This window comes from Edaphosphingomonas laterariae (assembly GCF_900188165.1).
In the GTDB taxonomy this organism is placed as follows: domain Bacteria; phylum Pseudomonadota; class Alphaproteobacteria; order Sphingomonadales; family Sphingomonadaceae; genus Sphingomonas_E; species Sphingomonas_E laterariae.
On sequence record NZ_FZOS01000002.1, the window covers coordinates 224929 to 244543 of the forward strand.

At 64.0% G+C, this 19615-nt stretch carries 19 protein-coding genes; 6 read left to right on the forward strand and 13 right to left on the reverse strand.

Annotated elements, in window-relative coordinates; genetic code table 11:
- Positions 1 to 38 precede the first annotated feature (38 nt).
- Positions 39 to 2405, forward strand: a complete 2367-nt coding sequence (locus CHB74_RS03465; RefSeq protein WP_089218213.1) for an arylsulfatase — start codon at positions 39 to 41, stop codon at positions 2403 to 2405.
- 92 nt (positions 2406 to 2497) lie between these two features.
- Here the strand turns inward: CHB74_RS03465 and CHB74_RS03470 are convergent, their stop codons facing one another.
- From CHB74_RS03470 to lptF, 7 genes are all read right to left on the reverse strand, one after another.
- A complete protein-coding gene (locus CHB74_RS03470) occupies positions 2498 to 4729 on the reverse strand; it encodes a TonB-dependent receptor (RefSeq protein ID WP_089218214.1) in 2232 nt (743 codons plus the stop codon).
- A 480-nt stretch (positions 4730 to 5209) separates the two neighbouring features.
- Complete coding sequence (locus CHB74_RS22605; RefSeq protein ID WP_144033701.1) at positions 5210 to 5866, reverse strand: DUF6515 family protein; 657 nt, start codon at positions 5864 to 5866, stop codon at positions 5210 to 5212.
- The gene (locus CHB74_RS03480) at positions 5863 to 6657 is read right to left on the reverse strand and encodes a DUF2092 domain-containing protein (RefSeq protein WP_089218216.1); all 795 of its coding nucleotides are present in this window, start codon (positions 6655 to 6657) and stop codon (positions 5863 to 5865) included. Before CHB74_RS03480 ends, CHB74_RS22605 begins: the two co-directional genes overlap by 4 nt.
- Positions 6658 to 6813: 156 nt before the next feature.
- Positions 6814 to 7968, reverse strand: coding sequence for an N-acetyltransferase (locus tag CHB74_RS03485; protein WP_089218217.1), 1155 nt, complete (start codon positions 7966 to 7968; stop codon positions 6814 to 6816).
- A 5-nt stretch (positions 7969 to 7973) separates the two neighbouring features.
- Positions 7974 to 8741, reverse strand: a complete 768-nt coding sequence (locus tag CHB74_RS03490; protein WP_425442231.1) for a sterol desaturase family protein — start codon at positions 8739 to 8741, stop codon at positions 7974 to 7976.
- Positions 8742 to 8863: 122 nt separating this feature from the next.
- Complete coding sequence (gene lptG / locus CHB74_RS03495) at positions 8864 to 9958, reverse strand: LPS export ABC transporter permease LptG (RefSeq protein ID WP_089218219.1); 1095 nt, start codon at positions 9956 to 9958, stop codon at positions 8864 to 8866.
- A complete protein-coding gene (lptF, locus tag CHB74_RS03500) occupies positions 9955 to 11163 on the reverse strand; it encodes an LPS export ABC transporter permease LptF (RefSeq protein WP_089218220.1) in 1209 nt (402 codons plus the stop codon). The genes lptG and lptF overlap by 4 nt, the downstream gene beginning before the upstream one ends.
- A 124-nt stretch (positions 11164 to 11287) precedes the next feature.
- On the opposite strand from lptF, the gene CHB74_RS03505 reads away from it, so the two are divergent.
- The 3 genes from CHB74_RS03505 to CHB74_RS03515 are packed head-to-tail and all read left to right on the forward strand — an operon-like array spanning position 11288 to position 13707.
- The gene (locus CHB74_RS03505; protein WP_089218221.1) at positions 11288 to 11818 is read left to right on the forward strand and encodes a DUF2141 domain-containing protein; all 531 of its coding nucleotides are present in this window, start codon (positions 11288 to 11290) and stop codon (positions 11816 to 11818) included.
- 4 nt (positions 11819 to 11822) lie between these two features.
- On the forward strand, positions 11823 to 12785 hold the full coding sequence (locus CHB74_RS03510; RefSeq protein WP_089218222.1) for a diacylglycerol/lipid kinase family protein: 963 nt from the start codon (positions 11823 to 11825) through the stop codon (positions 12783 to 12785).
- Positions 12786 to 12804: 19 nt separating this feature from the next.
- Positions 12805 to 13707 carry a hypothetical protein gene (locus CHB74_RS03515; RefSeq protein ID WP_089218223.1) on the forward strand — a complete coding sequence of 301 codons (903 nt, stop codon included), beginning with the start codon at positions 12805 to 12807 and terminating at the stop codon, positions 13705 to 13707.
- A 432-nt stretch (positions 13708 to 14139) separates the two neighbouring features.
- Here the strand turns inward: CHB74_RS03515 and CHB74_RS03520 are convergent, their stop codons facing one another.
- Positions 14140 to 14844, reverse strand: coding sequence for a BRO-N domain-containing protein (locus CHB74_RS03520; RefSeq protein WP_179220701.1), 705 nt, complete (start codon positions 14842 to 14844; stop codon positions 14140 to 14142).
- 8 nt (positions 14845 to 14852) lie between these two features.
- Complete coding sequence (locus tag CHB74_RS21900) at positions 14853 to 15005, reverse strand: ribbon-helix-helix domain-containing protein (RefSeq protein ID WP_179220702.1); 153 nt, start codon at positions 15003 to 15005, stop codon at positions 14853 to 14855.
- 177 nt (positions 15006 to 15182) lie between these two features.
- Here CHB74_RS21900 and CHB74_RS21530 point away from each other — a divergent pair, with 177 nt between their 5' ends.
- Positions 15183 to 15398 carry a hypothetical protein gene (locus CHB74_RS21530; protein ID WP_144033702.1) on the forward strand — a complete coding sequence of 72 codons (216 nt, stop codon included), beginning with the start codon at positions 15183 to 15185 and terminating at the stop codon, positions 15396 to 15398.
- 120 nt (positions 15399 to 15518) lie between these two features.
- Here CHB74_RS21530 and CHB74_RS21535 read toward each other — a convergent pair whose 3' ends face one another.
- The gene (locus CHB74_RS21535) at positions 15519 to 15836 is read right to left on the reverse strand and encodes a hypothetical protein (RefSeq protein ID WP_144033703.1); all 318 of its coding nucleotides are present in this window, start codon (positions 15834 to 15836) and stop codon (positions 15519 to 15521) included.
- Between the two features lie 219 nt (positions 15837 to 16055).
- On the opposite strand from CHB74_RS21535, the gene CHB74_RS03525 reads away from it, so the two are divergent.
- Complete coding sequence (locus CHB74_RS03525) at positions 16056 to 16394, forward strand: hypothetical protein (protein WP_144033704.1); 339 nt, start codon at positions 16056 to 16058, stop codon at positions 16392 to 16394.
- Between the two features lie 9 nt (positions 16395 to 16403).
- Here CHB74_RS03525 and CHB74_RS03530 read toward each other — a convergent pair whose 3' ends face one another.
- The 3 genes from CHB74_RS03530 to CHB74_RS03540 are packed head-to-tail and all read right to left on the reverse strand — an operon-like array spanning position 16404 to position 19579.
- On the reverse strand, positions 16404 to 16697 hold the full coding sequence (locus CHB74_RS03530; protein WP_089218226.1) for a hypothetical protein: 294 nt from the start codon (positions 16695 to 16697) through the stop codon (positions 16404 to 16406).
- Positions 16698 to 16721: 24 nt separating this feature from the next.
- Complete coding sequence (locus tag CHB74_RS03535; protein ID WP_089218227.1) at positions 16722 to 17771, reverse strand: phage portal protein; 1050 nt, start codon at positions 17769 to 17771, stop codon at positions 16722 to 16724.
- Positions 17771 to 19579: a terminase large subunit domain-containing protein gene (locus CHB74_RS03540; protein WP_245842584.1), complete on the reverse strand. Its 1809-nt coding sequence runs from the start codon at positions 19577 to 19579 to the stop codon at positions 17771 to 17773. The genes CHB74_RS03535 and CHB74_RS03540 overlap by 1 nt, the downstream gene beginning before the upstream one ends.
- Between the last annotated feature and the right edge of the window lie 36 nt (positions 19580 to 19615).

A 19615-nucleotide genomic window follows, 5' to 3' on the forward strand; every position in this document is an offset into this window, starting at 1 on the left:
CGTGCGGGCCTGATCCTCATCGAGTCGGAGACGTCACCATGACCGACAAGAAAGGCCCCCAGTTTCCGCTGCACATCGACCGCAATCATCTGCCCGAGCCGGAATGGGAATTCCCCAACGCGCGGATCGGCATGTATGCGGTCAATTCGACGCCCGATTTTCCGCCGGTCAAGCAAGCACGCGAAGGCGCACCCAATATCCTGCTGGTGCTGCTCGACGATGTCGGTTTTGGCTGGCCCAGCGTGTCGGGCGGGCTGGTGCGGATGCCGACGGCCGAACGGATGCACAAGGCGGGGCTGCTCTACAACCAGTTCCACACCACCGCGCTCTGCTCGCCCACGCGCGCCGCGATGCTCTGCGGCCGCAACCATCACAGTGTCGCGGCCGGCGTGATTCAGGAAATTGCCACTGGCTATCCCGGCTATTGCGGCATCATCCCCAAGAGCTGCGCCACCTTTGCCGAAATGCTCAAGCAGGCGGGCTACACCTCGGCCTGGTTCGGCAAGAACCATAATGTGCCCGACAATCTGACCAGCGCGGCCGGGCCGTTCGACAACTGGCCGACCTATCAGGGCTTCGACTATTTCTACGGCTTCATCGGCGGCGAGACCGACCAATTCTATCCCTCGCTCGTGCGCAACACCACGCCGGTCGAACCGCCCCGGCGGCCGGACGAAGGCTATCAGCTGACCCGCGATCTCGCCGATGAAACCATTGCGTGGATCCGCCAGCAAAGGGCCATCGCCCCTGATCGCCCCTATCTCGCCTATTTCTCCGCCGGCGCGGCGCACGCCCCCCACCAGCCGCCGCTCGACTGGCGCGGCAAGAATAAGGGGCGCTTCGACATGGGCTGGGATCAGTATCGCGAACAGGTGCACAAGCGGCAGCTGGACATGGGGATCATCCCCAAGGGCACCGGCCTTACGCCCCGGCCGGAGCAGATCCCGTCATGGGACAGCCAGCCGCCCGATCACCAGAAGCTGTTCACCGTGCAGGCCGAAAATTACGCCGATTTCCTGGAACATGCCGATTATGAAGTCGGCCGCGTGGTCGACGCGATCGACGCGATGGGCGATCTCGACAACACGCTGGTGATCTACATCATCGGCGACAATGGTTCATCGGCCGAAGGCTCGTTGGTCGGTACGCCCAATGAACTGATGAACCTGAACGGGCGCGAGCCGACCATGGCGGATTCGATGTCGGCCGCCGATCGCTGGGGCATGCCGGGCACCTCGCCGCATTATGCGGTCGGCTGGGCCTGGGCGGGCGACACGCCGTTCCAGTGGACCAAGCAGGTGGCCAGCCATTTCGGCGGCACGCGCAACACGATGATCGTTTCCTGGCCCAAGGTGATCAAGGACAAGGGGGCGCTCCGAAGCCAGTTCCACCACTGCATCGATCTGATGCCGACGCTGATGGAAGTGGCGGGCATCGCCGAAGCCAAGGAGGTCAACGGCTATATCCAGCGGCCGATCGAAGGCACCAGCTTCGCTTACACCTTCGACAAGGCGAACGCGCAGACGCCGAGCGCCCGGACCCGGCAATATTTCGAGATGTTCGGCAATCGCGCCATGTATGCCGATGGTTGGGTGGCGGCTTGCCGCCATGGCCGTCTGCCGTGGGAATTGCACGCGGAAGGCGGGTTCGACGACGACGTGTGGGAACTCTATCATATCGAAAAGGATTTCAGCCAGGCGGTGAACCTGGCCGCCAAGGAACCGAAACGGCTGCGCGCCTTGCAGGATCTGTTCCTGACGGAAGCGGCCAAATATAATGTGTTCCCGCTCGACGACAGCTTTGCCGAACGGCTCGATGTCACGCTGCGCCCCAGCTATTTTTTCGGGCGCGACGAAGTGGTCTTCTACCCCGGCATGACCCGCCTGCCCGAAGGCAGCGGCCCCAAGCTGATCGGCGTGCCGTTCCGCATGACGGTGCCTGTCGAAATCCCCGATGGCGGGGCGGAAGGGGTGCTCTTCGCGCTCGGTGGCGATGCGGCGGGCTTCTCGCTCTTCCTGTGGGATGGCAGGCCGCGCTTCCACTATAATTTCTTCGGCCTCAAACGCTTCGATGCCGTCGCGCCCGACAAGCTGGCGGCCGGCAAGCACGTCATCACGCTGGATTTCACGCCGGAAGCGGACACCCCCGGCTGCCCCGCCGATGCCGTGCTGGGGATCGATGGCAAGGCCATGGCGGCCGTCCATCTCGACGAACAGGTGCCGCAACGCTGCGGCACCGAGTGCATGGATGTCGGCATGGACTGCATCTCGCCGGTCTGCGCCGATTATGAAAAGAAGGGGCTGTTCCCCTTCACCGGCACGATCGAGAGCGTGACGATCGCGTTCGGCAAGCACAAGCCGCCCACGGGATGGGACCGGCTGAAGCTGGCGACCGCGATGGATTGATGGCGGGAGGCGGGATCGTGTCCGCCCTTCGCCCATGAAAAAGGGGCGCGCCCGGCATGGACGCGCCCCTCTTTCTGGTCTTCTGACGCGGGTCAGAAATTATAGTTCAGGTCGATGCCGAAGCTGCGCGGCTCGCCATAGACGTTGCCGGCATAGCCGAGCCCGCCAAAGTCGATGCCGTTGGCGCGATATTCCTTGTCGGCCAGGTTCTTGCCCCACACCGCGATCGACGCTTCATTGCTACCCAAAGCCAGCTTGGACAGCGTGATCCGCCCGTCGAACAGGCCGCGGCCGGGGCTCGCGATCACGTCGTTATAGGGCGTGCCGACCAGCGTCGGGTGGAACCAGATCTTGCTGCGGTAATTATAATCGACCCGGAAGCTGAGCTGGCCGAAATCGAATTCGGGCACGTCATATTGCGCGCTCGCATTCACCGTCCATTCCGACGAGAAGGGGAAGCGGGCAGTGTCCTTCACATCCTCGATCTCGTTGGTCTGCGGATTGAGGATCAGGAACTCCTTATATTTGCGGTCGATATAGCCGACCGACGTGCCCAGCGTCAGGCCGTCCACCGGCACCGCCTGGATTTCGCCTTCGACGCCCCAATATTTCGCCTTGCCGGCGTTGACGGTGACGCTCGACGCGCCGGCCGTGCCCGCCTGGAACTGCTGCAGCTGCAGATCCTCGTGGATCGAATAATAAGTGGCGAGGTTCAGGCGCAGGCGGCGATCGAACAGCTCGGACTTGATGCCGATTTCATAGCTGGTCAGATCCTCCGGCTTGTAGCCGTCGTTGCTCGACCGCGCGTTGAAGCCACCGGCCTTGTAGCCGGTCGACACGCGGGCATAGGCCAGGAAGTCGTCGGTCGCCTGATAGTCGATCGTCGCGGCCCAGTTGATCTTGTTGAAATCGGCCTTCAGGTCGCGCTGGAACGCGGCCTGCTGGATCAGGTGCTTCTTGTCCTCGGTATAACGGATGCCGCCGGTCAGGCTCAGCTGGTCGGTCAGGCGATAGGTGCCCTGCGCGAAGCCGGCCATCGATTTCGAAATGTGACGGTAGATCAGCGGTGTCGCCAGCGGCACCGATGCCTGATCCGAAATCACGATGGTCGGGAACTGGTTGTTCTGCTCGTAGCTCTTCTCCTTGAAGTAGAAGAAGCCGACGACATATTCGAAATTGTCGCCCACCTGGCCGAGCAGGTTGATTTCCTGCGACCACTGGTTCTGGCCGCGCCGGTTGTTCGACGTGAACAGGTGCACCGGCTGCACGCCGAGCGGGATCACCGTGCCGTCGAAGAACAGGATCGGATCGAGCTGGAAGCCGAGCAGGCCGCCCTGGCCGTCCAGTTCGTCGCCGCGGTCGATATTCTTCCAGTTGCGATAGCCGGTCAGCGACTTGATCGTCAGATCGTCGCTGACATCATATTCCAGCGTCAGCGTGTGGCCATAGACGCGGTCGGTCAGCAGGCCTTCGTCGTCCGACAGGAACTTGTCGAGCCGCTTGGTCGAAAGCTGCGGGGCGTTGCCGCCGAAATTGGGCGAATTGTTGATATAGGCTAGCACGGCCGGATCGATCACTGTCGCCTGGAAGGCGGCCGCGATGCTCTCGCGCTGGTTATAGTCGAAGGCATAGGTGGCGCGCAGGTCGCCGCCCTTGTCATATTCCAGCACCGCGCGCATCGCGTCGATGTTCAGCGCGCCCGGATCGCGGTTGTCCGGCGCGTCGAGATCGTCGACGAAACCGTCCTGCTGGCGATGGATGTAGGACAATTTCATCCGCACGCCGCTGTCGCCCAGCTCGCCGCTGTCGATCGACGCGCGCGCCTGCCACTGATCGAAGCTGCCATAGCCGAACTTCAGCTTGCCGCCGAACTCGTCCGCCGGCCGGGCCGAAATCAGGTTCACCGCGCCGCCGATGGTGTTGCGGCCGTAAAGCGTGCCCTGCGGCCCGCGCAGCACTTCGATCCGCTCCAGATCGACAAGGTCGAACACGGCGCCGGTGGAACGGCCCAGCACGATGCCGTCGACATAGATGCTCACCGGCGCGTCGCTGGTCAGGATCGGTTCCTGATCGCCGATGCCGCGGATGAAGATGTTGGTGTTGGAACTCGATGCCGGCGCCGTCGCGACGTTGATGCTCGGCGCGATCGCGGTCAGGTTGCTGATGTCCTTGATGCCACGGCTTTCGATCGTGTCGGCAGTCACCGCGCTCACCGCGAGCGGGGTATCCTGCAGGCTTTCCGAACGCTTCTGGGCGGTGACGACGATGTCTTCGAGGCCGTTGAACGTTCCCGTATCCTGCGCGACGGCAGGCGCGGCGATCATCGCTGCGGCAATCAGGCAACCGGCATGGGTGTATACGCGTCGATTCTGCAAGTCATCCTCCCCAGGGTTTTGCGCAAAGTGGCGTCTATTTTTTTGGGAGGCTGCAATATGCGCAGCGGCATTGCAATGCCTACCAGCGCGTAGAAATGCGCTTATCCGCTGGCTGTGGCATTTCGGACATTCGCGTTCGGGAACGGGCTTATGGAATCGGGCAATCAGCCTCTGAGCGCGAGGATTGCGGCCAGCGCCGACGCCGCTCGCTGCCTGGCGCCTTCCGCGATCGCGAGATCCGGCCGGCACGGGGGGATCTGATCCATCCCGCGCGGCCAGCCAACCAAAAAATGGGCCGCGACGGGATCCGAAGATGCCATCGCGGCCAGGAGCCCCGAAAAGCGGGGTGGGGGGACTGTGTGTCGGCGGGGTTGGCCGGCGGCGCGGCGCACTCCCGCCATGAGCATCCGATCTCCTTTGCCTTGCGGGTCAGCGTGGGGGCGCCACCACGACATATTGCAGGCTGGTTCCTACATATTGCGGTCGATACCAGGCCGATCCGCACTGCTGATAGGTGATGTTGCCGATCATCACGGCCGAGCATCCGGCGGGCAGGGTGACGACCACCGTGCCGACGGCGGGTGCCACGACGACCGTCGTAGAGGATGACGATGCGGCGGCCGATCCGACGACCGCGCCGGTGACGGCGCCCACCGCCATGCCGACGGCGAAATCATCGTCATTGTCATACCAGTCCCAATAAGGGCCCCAGCCCCAGGCCGGCGGCGGCGGGGGTGGCGGCAAAGGCCGTGGTGGCGGGCCCGGCGGGCGGGGGTGCGGCCCCGGCCCAGGGCCGGGGCCCGGTGGCCGGGGGTCCGGCCCGGGCCGGGGTGGCCTTGGGTCCGGGCCGGGGCGGGGCGGGCCGTGGCTCGCACGGTCCCAGCCGACATCGCCCCGGCGGTTGAGATCATGGATGCCCGCACCGGCGCCTCCGCCATGGGGCGGCCGCATCGCGCCACCGCGCCCGCCCATGCCGGGGTGGATGCCCATGCGCGCGCCACGCCCTTCGGCGGCGCTGGCCAGAATGCCGGAGGTGACGAGGGCCAGCGTGGCGCCGGCGGCCAGCAGCGATCGACCCATTTTCATTGCGCGGCTCCCGCTGCACGGAAGTTGACGATATCGATCGGCCGCGTCCCTTCGGGCGGCTGGAAGGTGAAGCGATCGGGCGTCAGTTCGGGGTTCAGATTCCACTGCAACAGCGCCGAATATTTCGGCTGGAGCGGATCGGTGCGCGACGTGAGGACGATCTTGCGCAGCAGCGGCCGCTCGCCGCGTTCGATCCACACCTGCCAGTCGACGTCGCCGTCGCGGAACAGATACTGGTCGGTATCGGCCCCTGCGATCCGGGCATAGCCGACGCGGAGCGCGCGCTGCGCCTTATAGGGCGGCACCGTCTTGATCGCCCACAGGAAGATATCGGGTAGCGGGAAGATGATGCCGTAATCCTGCGCGGCGCTCAGCAGGAAATCCTCCACCGTGCCGGGCATCGCCAGCGAGGCATAATAGCCCATGCGCGGGGCGAAGACGGTGGCGGTCTTGCCGTTGAAGTAGAGCTGGCGCGACACCCGATCGCTGCGCCAGTCAATGAACAGCTTGTCGGGGCCGGTGAAATCGTAGCGCACCTGATCGATCAGCTCGATCTTGGTGTCGTCGTCCACCACCTCGTCCGACGTCGCCTCGACGCGGAGCTCGAAGGATTTGAGCTTGCGCAGATAATCCACCGCGACCTGCAGCGCCGCCAGCGCCTGCTTGTCCACTTCGCCAGTGGTTGCGGCGGGGGCGGGCGGTGCGGCGGGGGGCGGCGTCGCCTGCGCATATGCGGTGCCGGAAATGGCGAGGCTGATCGCCCCAGCCAACAGCTTGCCGATGATCCGCATGGGCGCACGTCTCCCTTATGACGTGCCATTTCTGGATTGTGCGCAGAGGGGCGGCAATCAGTCCTTTCCCGGATAAGTGGTCAGGGAAAGTCCCGGTACGCGCGCTTTCGGATCGAACGTCCGGCCGCCGCGTGGTGGCGGCGGCCGGAATGCCGATCACAGTGCCTTTTCGTAGATCCGGTAGAGCTTGTTGACGCGGCTATCGATCGTCTCGGCGATCGATTTCATCCCCTGATTGTCTTCAAGGATCCAGCCGATCTCGCCGCGTGTCGCGCCATAGCGGGTCACGGCGTCGCGGCGGATATATTCGATCATCATGAAGGCAAGCTGGCTGGCCAGCCGCGTCGCCTGCATGCGCTTGACGACGCCCATCAGCGGCACGCGCATCGTCCTCACCTGCGGCTTGCGCAGCCGCCACAGCAGCTTGGCCCAGCCGAAGGGAAAGAGATCGCCGTTCAGGTCGCGGGTCAGTTCGTTCAGGTCGGGCAGCGTCATCATGAAGGCGACGGGTTCGCCATCCACCTCGGCGACGCGGATCAAATCCTCGAACACGATCGGCTTCAGCTTCTTGCCGGCATAAGCGATCTCGGCGTCGGTCAAAGGCACGAAGCCCCAATTGTCCGACCATGCATCGTTGAGGATGCCCAGCAGCAGCGCCGCTTCCTCGTCGAAGCGCGATTTATCGACCTTGCGGATGTTGATCCGCGCATTGCGCTCGCCCGATGCCACGATGCGCTGCACCAGCACCGGAAATTCCTGCGTGATATCCAGATCATAGGTGGCAAGATCGCGCACGCCATCATAGCCGGCGGCTTCGATCCAGGCCTGATAATCGGGGCGGTGGTGGCCCATCATCACGGTCGGGGCATGATCATGCCCCTTCACCAGCAGGCCGGGCTCGTCCCAGATCGACAGGCTGTAGGGGCCCATCGCGCGGGTCATGCCGCGATCGCGCAGCCAGCCCTCGGCCGCCGCGATCAGCGCCGCCGCCGTTTCGGCGTCCTCGGCCTCGAACATGCCCCAATGGCCTACGCCCGGGCCGCCGCCCTGTATCTCGGGCATGGCCAGCACCAGCTTGTCGATCTGCGCGGAGATCCGCCCCGTCACCCGGCCGTCGCGCCGGGCGAGCATGAAGGCCGCCTCGGCATGGCCGAACCAGGGGTTCTTCTTCGGGTTGATCAGGCCGCGCACCTCGTCCTTCAGCGGCGGCACCCAATGCGGGTCATTGGCGTAAAGCCGCCACGGCAGCTCGACGAAGGCTTTGCGGTCGGCGGCGGTCGCCACCGGGTTGATGGCGATCGCGCCGGTCATCGATGTCACCCGTTCTGGCGCTTGCGGGGATGGCCGGTGGCGACGCCGCCCGACAGATCGGAAACATAGGGATAACGCTCGGCCACTTCCTGCGTGTAGCCAAGGTTGAACACCGTCGGGCTCTTCGGCCGTTCACCCGCCTTTTCGTAGAAGGTGCCGAACAGGCGATCCCAGAAATAGTTGGTGATGCCGTAATTGCCATTTTCGTTGTGGAAATGGTGCTGCATGTGGCGCTGCTTGATCGATGCCACCCACTTGTTCTTCGGCTTGTAGGCAAGGTGCTGGATGCAGTGGAAGAATTCGTACACGCAGGTCGTGATCAGGCCCGTCGCCATCGCGATCGCCGCGCCACCGATGCCGCCGATGGCATAGCCGATCGGCATCGTCGCCGCCGCAATCGTCGGCAGCGTGGTGTGCAGGCCACCGAACAGCACCTCCAGATGATTGGGGTCCTGATGGTGATCGTAATGGATGCGCTTCCACGTCGGGGCCAGCAGCTTCGACTTCCACATCCACTTGCTGTGCAGCACCCAGCGGTGCAGGCAGTACCAGACCAGCGGATAGACGAGCGTCGCGACAAGCATCGCCGCCAGCGTCTGCACCGGCGTTGCCGGGCGCCACGCCCAGACGCCGATCGCGCCCGCGGCGGCGGCCAGATAGGCGATGATCGCCGGATACTGGAAATAGGCGATCCAAAGTTCGCGCAGCGTCATCCTGTCCAGATGGTGCGAACGGTTCCAGAAGCCCGCGCGCATCGATTCCGTGGTCTTCACTGCAATCTGATCCTTGAAGAATGGCATGATGAACGGACGCAGATAGCGTCCTTAACGTGAACGGTAATGTAATCGCAATGCGGCGGTTTCGGGGCGCAATAAGGCCGTGGATGCGGCGGCGGCTATTCCTCGGTGCGGATCAGCACCGTTTCGCCGATCAGGAAGAACAGGATCGGCGGCCCCCAGGCGGCCAGCATCGGCGGGTAAGCGCCGATATTGCCCATGGCGAGCGCGAAATTGTCGGCGACGAAATATGCGAAGCCCAGCGCCATGCCGATCACCGCGCGCACGAACAGATGGCCCGAACGGGCGAGGCCGAAGGCGGCGACGGCGGCCAGCAGCGGCATCAGCGCCGATGAAAGCGGCCCGGAAAGCTTGTGCCACAGCCCTGCTTCCAGCGCCTCGGTCGGGCGGCCGGCGGCCTGCAGGTCGGCGATGGCGACGCGCAGTTCGGCGAAATTGCGTTCGTCGGCGTCCACATTGGCCAGCGTGAAGCGATCAGGCGTCACGCCGCGCGCCACGGTCAGGCTGGGCAGGGTGGTTTCCACCCCGCGCTGCACGTCGAACCGGCGGACATCGTGGAGCAGCCAGCCACCCCGATCGTAACGCGCGCTCTGCGCCCTGATGATCGTCTCCAGCGTGCCGCCGATCCGGTCATAGACCTCGACGCCGGTCAGTTGCACCGCCGCGCCCCGGCCGCTCGCCTGATCGGCGTGGATCAGATCGTCGCCATCGCGCACCCAGACATTGGATACGACGCCCCGGTCTTTGGGGATGGGGCCGTAATCGGCCGCCTCCCACGCGGTCAGCGTCGCGGTCGCGCGGGCGACGATGCGTTCGTTGAACGCCAGCGACAGGCCGGCGATGAACAGGCTGGCCAGGATCAGTGGCGCCAGGATCTGGTGCGCGGAAACGCCGGCCGCCTTCATCGCGATGATCTCGCTGTTCTGGTTCAACGTGACGAAGGTGATGATCGCGCCCAGCAGCACCGCAAAGGGCAGGAAGCGCTGGATCAGCTGCGGGATGCGCAGCGACACATATTGCCACAGCTGCGGTTCGCCATTGCCGGGATAGGCCAGGATGTTGCCCGATTCGCCCAGCAGGTCCAGCGTCTGCAGGATCAGCACCAGCGCGGTCAGCACGCCCAGGCTGGTCAGCACGAACTTCTTGGCCATGTACCAGGTGATCGTGCGCGAGGAGAAGAAGCGCAGGTTCATGCCGCCGCCTCCAGCCGCCGGCCAAAGGGCCACCAGCGTTTCAGCGCCTTGCCGGCCTTCGCCGCCCAGCGTTCGAGCGCGCCGATCGGCTGGCCGCCGGGCACGAAGGCGATGGTGTAATACATCCACCAGGTCAGCCCCGCGAACCCCAGGAACGGCACCCACAGCGAAATCAGCGGGTCCACGCGGCCCAGCGCGCCCAGCGCCTCGCCATATTCGTTGATCTTGTGTTGCGTCACCAGCATCACGATCGACAGGAACACGCCCAGCGACGATGTCGAACGCTTGGGCGGGATGGCCAGCGCCACCGCCAGCAGCGGCAGCAGGAACATGGTCGCCACCTCGACCAGCCGGAAATGGAAATTGGCGCGCAGTTCGTTGCGGGTCTGCTGCGGCGTTTCCGGGTCGCGCGCGGTCATCACCAGCTCAGGCATGGTCATTTCGAGATCGCGGCCGCCGCGCTGGCGGAAGGCTTCCATCTTGGGCAGGTCGATCGGCAGGTCGTGGCCGACGAAGCTCAGCACGCGCGGCGTGCGGAAGCCCGGCGCGTCATGCACCAGCGTGCCGTTGGAAAGCCGGAGGATGATGACGTCGGGATCGTCGGTCGCCATGAAGGTGCCGCGTTCCGCCGTCACCGCCAGCGATTTGCCGTCGCGCGTCTCGGTCATCACGAAAATGCCCGAAAGGTCGCGCCCGCTGTCGCGGCTCTGTTCCACGCGCAGCGTCATCCGGCTGCCGAGGCGGGTGAATTCGCCCACCTTGATCGACGCGCCGAGCGCGCCCGATCGCAGTTCGAACCGCAGCCCTTCATAGGCATAGCGTGCATAAGGTTGGACGAAGCCGACGATGGCGAGGTTGAGCGCGGCCAGCGCGATCGCGAACATGTAGGGCACCTTGAGCAGCCGGCCATAGCCGACACCCAGCGCGCGCAGCACGTCCAGCTCCGACGACAGGGCAAGCCGGCGGAAGGCGAGCAGGATGCCCAGCATCAGCCCGATCGGGATGCCCAGCGACAGATATTCCGGAATCATGTTGGCGAGCATCTTCCACACGACGCTCACCGGGCCGCCTTCGCTGGCGACGAAATCGAACAGCCGCAACATCTTGTCGAGCACGAGCAGCATCGCCGCGACGACCAGCGTGCCGACAAGCGGCATCGTGATCAGGCGGGCCAGATAGCGGTCGGTGAGGCTCGCAAGTCTCAAAATATGGTCGCCTCGTCACCATGATCTGGCCGCAATCGCAGCCGATTAAGGAATGCGTCGGGGGCATGCGTATCCCGCCGGGCGCGTTTTCAGCCCGGCTATAGCTTCCGGGAGTAGAGAGGTCATGCTGAAACTGACGAGCTTCGTAACCATCCCCGTCGCGGCTTTCGCCGTGTCTTTGGGCGTGGGTGCGGGCGCGGCCCAGGCGGCGGTGCTCGGCCCCGATGCCGCATCCTGCGCATCCGGCGCATCGGGCGCGGCCGTGCTGGTGAAGGTCGAAGGTTTCAAGGCGCGGACCGGCAATCTCCGCGTCCAGATTTATGGCGGCAATCCCGACGACTTTCTGGCCAAGGGCAAGAAATTGTCGCGGGTCGACCTGCCGGTCTCGTCATCGGGGCCGATGGAAGTGTGCGTCGCCTTGCCCAAGCCGGGCAATTATGCGGTCGCCGTCCGCCACGATGTCGATGGCAACGGCAAGTCCAGCCGCAACGACGGCGGCGGCTTTTCGCGCAACCCCGGCCTTTCGCTGGTTTCGCTCAAGCCCAAATATGACGAAGTGGTGATCTCGGTCGGCGGCCACGCCCGCAACGTGCCGGTGGTCCTCAATTATATCCAGGGATTGTCGATCAAGCCGATCAAGACGGCGTCGAGGTAAGAATATGGTCAGTGTCGCCCTGCTGTCTAACCCTCGTTCTACGGGCAACCGTGCGATGCTGCCGCGCATCCGCAGCTTTTGCGCGCAGCATGGCGAAATCTTCCATTATGAGGTCGAATCGATCGATCAGATCTCGGCCGCCTTCCGCACCATCGCGCGCGTCCAGCCCAAGGTGCTGGTCATCAACGGCGGCGACGGCACGGTGCAGGCGGCGCTGACCGAGCTTCACCTTGGCGGCCATTTCGGCGATTCGCCGCCGCCGGTGGCGGTGCTGCCCAACGGCAAGACCAACCTGATCGCGCTCGATCTCGGCGCCAAGGGCGATGCCATCGTCGCGCTCGAACGCGTGCTGGAAATCGCGCGCGGCGACATGACCGATCATATCGTCCCGCGCGAACTGATCGCGTTGTCCGATGGCGGCGTGCGGCCGGTGCTCGGCATGTTCCTCGGCGGTGCGGGCCTGGCCGATTCGATCCTGTTCTGCCGCAACAAGATCTACCCGCTCGGCCTGCCCAACGGCTTCAGCCATGTGCTGACCGCGCTGGCCGTGTTCATGTCGCTGATCTTCGGTATCCGCGCCGCGTTCCTGCCGCCGCGCCCCAGCCAGGTGCGCGTGTCGCTGATTCGCCAGGGCCAAATCGAAGGCCGTTTCGCGCTGCTGATCGTCACCACGCTCCACAAGCTGCTGCTCGGCAGCAAGACGGGCGGGGCGGGGGCTTCGGGCCTGCAATTGATGATGGTCGAACAGCGCCCGCTGTCGCTGCTGCGGGCGATGGTGGCGGCGGCGTTCGGGCGGCTGGACCGGCAGGCGCTGGATGGGGTTCACCTTCAGCGCGGTGACGAGATCCGCATCGAAGGCGATCGTTCCAGCGTGATCCTCGACGGCGAACTGTTCCAGGCGAACAAGGGCCGGCCGATCGTGCTGAAGCAGACGCCGCCGATGCCTTTCCTCCGCCTCGCGGCCTGAAAGGCGCATAACGCCCCTTATGGATGCGCTTGTTGCCCTAGTGGCGGCCGAACTCGGCCAGCCGGTCGATCCGCGTGCGGCGAAGCTCGCCGCCGCGATCGCCGCGCGCTATGGCGGTGCCTCGCGCGCCGTGCTCTTCTACGGCTCCTGCCTGCGCGAAACCCGGCTCGACGGGCTGATGCTCGATTTCTACCTGATCGTTTCGGATTATCGCGCCGCTTATGGCAAAAGCTGGCTCCCCTCCGCCAACCGGCTCATCCCGCCCAATGTCTTTCCGTTCGAAGCGGATGGCCTCGCCGCCAAATATGCGGTGTTGAGCGAGGCGGATTTCGCCCGGCTCTGCTCCACCAAGGCGGATAATGTTTCGGTCTGGGCGCGCTTCGCCCAACCTTCGCGGCTGGTCTGGTCCGCCGATGAAGCGGCGGCGGCGCGCGCGGTTGCCGCTGTCGCGCAGGCCGCGCCGACGCTGCTCGCGCTTGCGGCGCCCACCCGCGCCGCGCCCGCGGAAGATCCGCTCGATCTCTGGCGGCAGGGCTTCACCCTCACCTACGGTGCCGAATTGCGGGCCGAACGTGGTGGCCGCCCCGGCGCGATCGTCGATGCCGATCCCGATCGCTATCGCCGCTTTTCCGCCCCGGCGCTCGCCGCCGCCGGCATCGATCCCGCCGCCATCTACTCGCCGGCCGATCGCACCCGCGCGCAGGCCCGCTGGCGCGCGCTCCAGCGGCGCGGCAAGGCGCTCACCCTCGTCCGGCTGGCCAAGGCCAGCGCCACCTTCGCCGGCGGCATCGATTATCTGGCGTGGAAGATCAACCGCCACGCCGGCACCGCGATCGCGATCAAGCCCTGGCAACGCCGCTGGCCGCTGCTCGGCGCCATGGTGCTGCTCCCCCGCCTGCTGATGAAAGGCGCGGTCCGCTAAAAGCGCAGGCTGGCTGGAATGGGCCGCTGCTGGATGTGCAGCTCAACGACGAAATTTGATCGAGAGGAAAGGCCCCCGGCGAGCAGGCGCGGCTAAGCCGCGCGCCTCGCCTGGCGGGCCGTGGCAGGCGCAGGCTTCCCTCGGGATCGGAGCGACTGTCTCGGACGATTAAGCGCCACAGTGACGATGGCGCCCACAGCTTTGCGAGCGCGTGAATTCAGGCGCCATGCCGTGGTCCGCAGACGATGAATCACCCACCGGAGGTGGATGATTTTAAACAGTTTTCGGGTTTGAAAATATGGCGGAGAGGGTGGCCGTTAAATAATCGGCCTAACGAATTGATATAACGAGCCTAAGCGGCGAACCTCCCCGCCATTTTCCATATACCTTACCATATTCGGCGATCGGTGTGAGATCCCGGCTCGATAGCGCCTAGGCGTTGCTAGCCAGCAGCTTGATGGCGTTGGCGCGAGCCAGCACCGTCGAGCGTAGGACATCGCCGCCATCGCGCATCGCATTGATGACGCGCCTTTCCTGCCCCGTAATCTGTCGGCGGCCTGTCAACACATAGAGCACGTCGATCTCGGCGTAGATCAGCACCTCGATGCGTTTGCCTTTTCGGATACCGCCGTGACCTTGTTCGATCGCACGGATGATCGGGGTCGAGAAACCGGGGAGTGCGGCCAGCGGCTTGCCACTTTCCGCCTCCCAGCGAAGCCGCTCCTCGCGGAAACGATCGCCAACACTCTTCTCAATGCCATCGTACAGGCTGTCGGCCGCGATCGGATCAATCGCGGGCGGCGGGTAGCAGCCATGCTTGCGGATCGAGGGGAGGACTTCGTGGGTTACCAGGCGCCGGAGACGATAAGCGCTTGTGCCCGGTTTGAGAGCCGCATCAGATCGAAGGATTATCTGCAGCGCCCCCGGTTCGCTGACGAGAGTCACCTCCTGTCGGCCGCCAAGGGTCGCACTTTGAATAGTCGCTTTGTCTTCGTCGTCTAGGCGCGACGCCACATCTCGCGAGTTGCGAATCCCGAGAGCGTGGCAAAGGTCAGGTAGGACAAACCAAGGCTCACCGTTTCGGCCCAAGATGCGGAAAATTTCGCCATCGAAATCAATCGGAATTAGAGCGTCCACGCGGTCTCTCACCCCTGCAGATAACCCTTCGCGCGAAGCCAGTCAGTGAGTATTTTCACCACAAGAGATGACAGCGACCGCTGATCATCTTTGGCGGCTTTCTCCAAGGCCGATTTAAGCTCGGCGTCCACGCGGAACGCAATGGGGTGATCCTTTTTCATGACAAGATGCATCTTGTAAACGTATGAGCTTGTCAAACCTTTAATGAAGGGTGTCGGTTAAACCGACACCCTTCATTATTTCATTGACGTTCTCATAATATGTATGAGAAGTGATGCGGCCCGGTATAAGGCGGCAACCTTACACCGGGCCTAACTCCAACCGAGGGATCAGACCCCATGGCTAAAGCTGCGGCCGATCATAGACCGAACGCTCACCCTGGCGACATGCCAAACATCTACCGGGCGACACCCGCCTGCTCGCGCGGCTGTTCGCGCTGTTTGATCGCGTGCGCGGTCGCGGTGCGCGCGCGCGACGACATCCTCAAAGAGTTGGCGCTCGCGGAAAAGGCTGTGCTCGAGTTTATGCCATCAGCGTCGTTCTCTCGCCATTGAGTGTGGCGGTGGCTGTGGAACGGAGCCGGCCATTACATGATGACGGCTATTCCGGAAAAAAGGCAACATCCGTTACCTTGGCGGAAATCTGCGGTTTTTGACGCAACAAAAAGGGCAACCTCACCGCAACAAGGTAACGTTAGAAAAAGGCAACATTTCATATCGAAAAACCCTAGGATTTCTGCGGGTGTTGCGTTTTTTCGCGCCAGAGGTGACGAAAGGTAACGCCTCAAAGGCAACACAGATTTCCATTGCAATCCAATAGGTTGACCTATCGATTTCGGGGCAGGTAGCGGATGTTGCGGTTTCCCGCCTATGCCATATCCTCTGGCGGCCACCGGCGGCGAAAGCCTCACGCGGATTGACCGCTGCGCCGTGATCCACCCGCAAGCGCGCCTGGACGATAAGAGTGGGGCCGGTGGCTGCATCAAAGCGCATCAGCGCGTCGCCTCTGCAGATCATTCATCGGCCTAGGCTGCCGGCCATTTCCGGCCTGATCGGATCGTGCATCAAAAGGGACATGAAAAGTGCGCGGGCGAGGCGGGGGGAAAAGCGCGCGATTTGGGGTCGCGGCGAGCGGGGCGCCCCCTCGGGGCGGCAGCCCTCGCGGCCGAGTTCGACCGCATGGTGCGTCGGCACCACTGACTGGACATGAGGATGGTGACCGATCACAACGCTGGCATGGACGGACTGCAGGAGTATCAGCGCCGCTTTTTCGAGCTGGCGACCAGCGACGACGCTGCCATCAGGCGCTTTGCGTTCATCGGCGCGCGGCGTGGCGACGCGCGCCGCTTCTATCAGGTCGAGCAGCTCCGCATCGACGCGACGGTCCTCGGCCTATCTCTCGAGACCTTTCAGGGCATCGTGGAGCGCGTGAACGATCGTGCGAAGATCTCGGCGACATGGGGAACCTTCGGCGACCGCCTGGCGGCGATCCGCGAGGAAATCTTCGCCGTCGCCGACAACAAAAAGGGCGCCGGTTTCCCGACGCCCTGACTTTGGAAATTAGCCGTCAGTTCTGCGGAACCGGGCAATCGTATCGCCTTCAAACACGGCGATAATGGGCCCCCAGCCCGCCATAGGGCCGTGGTCGATTGTTCCCAAAAACCCGTTGATTACGCCAAGAATACCAGTGCGATAGGTGTCACCATGCTTCGCCACTTGAACGGAGGGATGGTTCGCAATTGCACACCCGCAGGGCGGTCGATGGGAAACGAGGTCGTTCACAAAGGAACTGTCGAGCGCGAGCAACTCGTTCAGGAAGGCTATCATCGCGTCGGCTTCGGGTCTGACGGTCATGTCTCCGCTTCCTTTCGTGATCTATCACGCCGCTTCGGCGCGCACCCGTTCGCGGAAGCGCACCGCTTCGACGCCGAGCTGATCGTTGAGATCGAGGAACACGGCCTGCAGCGGCTCGATCTCCAGTTCGAAGAACCCGTCTAGCGCCTTGGCCGGATCGCCGAAGCCGCCGGCATTGGCGGGCACGATGCCGAGCAGCTGGGGCGGCACACGGTGCGCGGCTAGGACGTCGTCGCGCGTCGTGTTCTTGATGCCGAGAAACTCGTCCTTCGCCCCGGCCTCGGCGATCGGCAGCAGCTTGAGGCCATCCTGTTTGCCATCGGGCGCGTGGAGCAACAGATTGCGGAAATTGCCCGGTCCCTTCGCGTTTTTCAGGGCCTCCTTCATCTTGTCGACATCGCCATCCGCGAACTGGCCCGTCGCGTACAGGATATAGCCGGCATGGCTGCCGTTCAGATAATAGCGGCGGCGGAACAGTGTCGCGCTTTCGTTGAGCAGCGCCGACTGCAGGGCCGACAGATATTCGGGCAGCCCATAGATCTCCTGATTGATATCAGGCGCCATGATCGCGGCGATGCGCCCTTCGGGATATTCCACCTCGTCGCGCTGGCTGGGCGTCCACCAGAAGGTGCCCGGCTTCACGCCGCGCCGGGTGTATTTGGCGAGGCTGTGGCCGATATCGAGCACCCCGCCCAGGCGGTTGCGCCGGATCTCGAAGAATGCGTTGCCGAAAACGAGATAGTCCATCACGGCAGCCATGAACGTCTTGCGCGACAGCCAGGGCGTCGGATCAAGGCTGGCAGCCAGCAGGTTGCGCTTGAGCAGGATCGCCGAGCTGTGGTGCGGCGAAACGCGGAAGGCGCGGGCAAGGCCATGGAAGGGCACCGGCGGCTCGTACCAACGATGATTGTGCCAGCATTCGAACATCTCGAGCATGGTGGCGCGATCAAGCACCGGCTCGGGATCGCCGAAGCTGAACGCCTGAATGCCGCGATTGTCATTGGACGCCTCGATCGCGCCGGAACGGGCGTCGCGGGCCTCGGCCCGGCTCATGCGGCGCGCGCGCTTGCTCATCAGAAAATCTCCATGGTTGATTTCGGCCGTTCCTTCCCGTCGAGCGGCTCGTTCATCAGGATATGCATCGTCGCCCAGGCGAGATCGGCGTGGCCGTCATTGCCGCCGCGCCCGGCCTTGAAGGTGACGTTGCGCCCGCTGGTGGTCAGCGTTTTCTTGATCGAGACGAAGGCGGACACGAGATCCAGCCACCCACCGTCGAACGCCAGGCGGCCACGCCGGATGACGTTCTGCGCCTTCATGATCATGCCGGCTTTCAGCTCGAGCGAATATTCGATCTTCGCCACGGCGGTATTGGGCATCGCGCCCGGCTTGGCGAGCAGCTGATAGACGCCGGCGCCGACGCCCTTGGCGTCGATGCCGAGATAGGTGCAGTTGTACCGCTTGAGCACCGCCTTGATGAATTCGGCCTGCTGCTCGAAATCCAAGCCCCGGAGCTGGTGGCGCTCGAGCAGGCGGAACGGCCCGCCCTCGACCAGCGGCGGCGCGGCAATGACCAGCGCGGCGTTGTCGCCGTCCTCGCTTTCCTGCGGATCATAGCCCGCCCACACCGATCGGCTGCCATAGGGACGATCGGCGTCGGGGTTGAAATCCTCCCAATCGGCCAGGCTGTCGCAGCCGCAGGCGATCAGGTCGTTGAACTTGAAGGCGGACAGGCTGTCATCGACAAACTCGCACCCAAACAGGTTGGCGAATTCGTCGGGCGCATATTCGTCCTGCAGCTCGTCGATATCGAACAGGTCACAGCCACCGGCTTCGGCGTCGCGAATGGTGACGATATGGCGCCAGATCCGATCCGGCCCGACCGATCCGGCAGCCAGCGCGGCATGGCTGACATCGAATTCAACCCGATCGGCCTTTTTCCGTCGCCGGTTGCGGCGCTCGCCCGTCCAATAGGGATAGGCCGGGTGGGCGACAGTCGATGGCGTGGAAAAGTAGGTTTTTCGCCATTTCTTATGGGTCGCCATGCCCGAGGCGACCTTGTTCAGCTCCTCGAACGAATGGACCCAGAAGAATTCGTCGAAATAGAAATTTCCGTGCCGGCCCTGCGCCGTGCGAAAGTTCGTGCCAAGGAAGTGGAATTCGGCCGCCGCTTCCTCGGCCGGGCGCAGATCCGACGTGATCAGCATCGGGTCGCCGGTGAGGCTCACCCCGACCAGCTTGGCGAAGCTGACGATGTAGGACCGGAACTGATGCGCCTGCGCCTTGGAGGCCGACAGGAAGATCTGGTTTCGGCCCGTTTCGATCGCGTCGATCAGCGCTTCGAAGGCGAAATAATAGGTCGCACCGATCTGGCGCGACTTGAGGATCATGCGCGTGCGCTGATCCTTCTCGTCCCACCATTTGCGCTGATAATCGTAGAGGCCGGCAAGGAAGATGCGCTTCAGCTCGGCGCATTGCTCCTCGGTGAAATGGTTCTTTTTCGGCTTCTTGCGCGGCCCGGCGTTGCGGTTGCCGACATTTTCGTTGAGGTCGCCCTCATGGCCGCCCGGCTCTTCATAGCGGCGGACGCGGGCAAGCGTGGCGATCTGGCGGCCGAGCGAATCCAGCTCGGCGAGGTCGCCGGCGGTCTTCTTCTCCTTGGCGACCAGCGCCATGAACCGGATTTCGATCGCGTCTTCCAGCTTGCGGATCGAAGGCGCATCGTCCCAGCGATCGCGTTGCTTCCAGCTTTCGATGGTGGAGCGCGCGATCGCATCGCCCTTTTCGTTCGCAATGCCGTGCAGGGCGAATTCGTCGGCGATCTGGCTGATGCCCCAGCCACGCCAGAACAGGCTGCGCGCATGGCGGCGCGGATCGAACTGCACATAGGCAGGCGGGACGATCGGAGGGACGCGCGCATC

Bases quoted from the DNA above. Each gene is read 5' to 3' on its own strand.
- CHB74_RS03485 (WP_089218217.1), bottom strand. From the start codon at position 7,968: ATGACCGGCGCGATCGCCATCAACCCGGTGGCGACCGCCGCCGACCGC.
- CHB74_RS03530 (WP_089218226.1), bottom strand. From the start codon at position 16,697: ATGACCGTCAGACCCGAAGCCGACGCGATGATAGCCTTCCTGAACGAG.
- CHB74_RS21535 (WP_144033703.1), bottom strand. From the start codon at position 15,836: ATGCGCTTTGATGCAGCCACCGGCCCCACTCTTATCGTCCAGGCGCGC.
- CHB74_RS21530 (WP_144033702.1), top strand. From the start codon at position 15,183: ATGGCTAAAGCTGCGGCCGATCATAGACCGAACGCTCACCCTGGCGAC.
- CHB74_RS03510 (WP_089218222.1), top strand. From the start codon at position 11,823: ATGGTCAGTGTCGCCCTGCTGTCTAACCCTCGTTCTACGGGCAACCGT.
- CHB74_RS03515 (WP_089218223.1), top strand. From the start codon at position 12,805: ATGGATGCGCTTGTTGCCCTAGTGGCGGCCGAACTCGGCCAGCCGGTC.
- CHB74_RS21900 (WP_179220702.1), bottom strand. From the start codon at position 15,005: ATGAAAAAGGATCACCCCATTGCGTTCCGCGTGGACGCCGAGCTTAAA.
- CHB74_RS03535 (WP_089218227.1), bottom strand. From the start codon at position 17,771: ATGAGCAAGCGCGCGCGCCGCATGAGCCGGGCCGAGGCCCGCGACGCC.
- CHB74_RS22605 (WP_144033701.1), bottom strand. From the start codon at position 5,866: ATGAAAATGGGTCGATCGCTGCTGGCCGCCGGCGCCACGCTGGCCCTC.
- CHB74_RS03470 (WP_089218214.1), bottom strand. From the start codon at position 4,729: ATGATCGCCGCGCCTGCCGTCGCGCAGGATACGGGAACGTTCAACGGC.
- CHB74_RS03480 (WP_089218216.1), bottom strand. From the start codon at position 6,657: ATGCGGATCATCGGCAAGCTGTTGGCTGGGGCGATCAGCCTCGCCATT.
- CHB74_RS03465 (WP_089218213.1), top strand. From the start codon at position 39: ATGACCGACAAGAAAGGCCCCCAGTTTCCGCTGCACATCGACCGCAAT.
- lptG (WP_089218219.1), bottom strand. From the start codon at position 9,958: ATGAACCTGCGCTTCTTCTCCTCGCGCACGATCACCTGGTACATGGCC.
- CHB74_RS03505 (WP_089218221.1), top strand. From the start codon at position 11,288: ATGCTGAAACTGACGAGCTTCGTAACCATCCCCGTCGCGGCTTTCGCC.
- CHB74_RS03525 (WP_144033704.1), top strand. From the start codon at position 16,056: ATGGTGACCGATCACAACGCTGGCATGGACGGACTGCAGGAGTATCAG.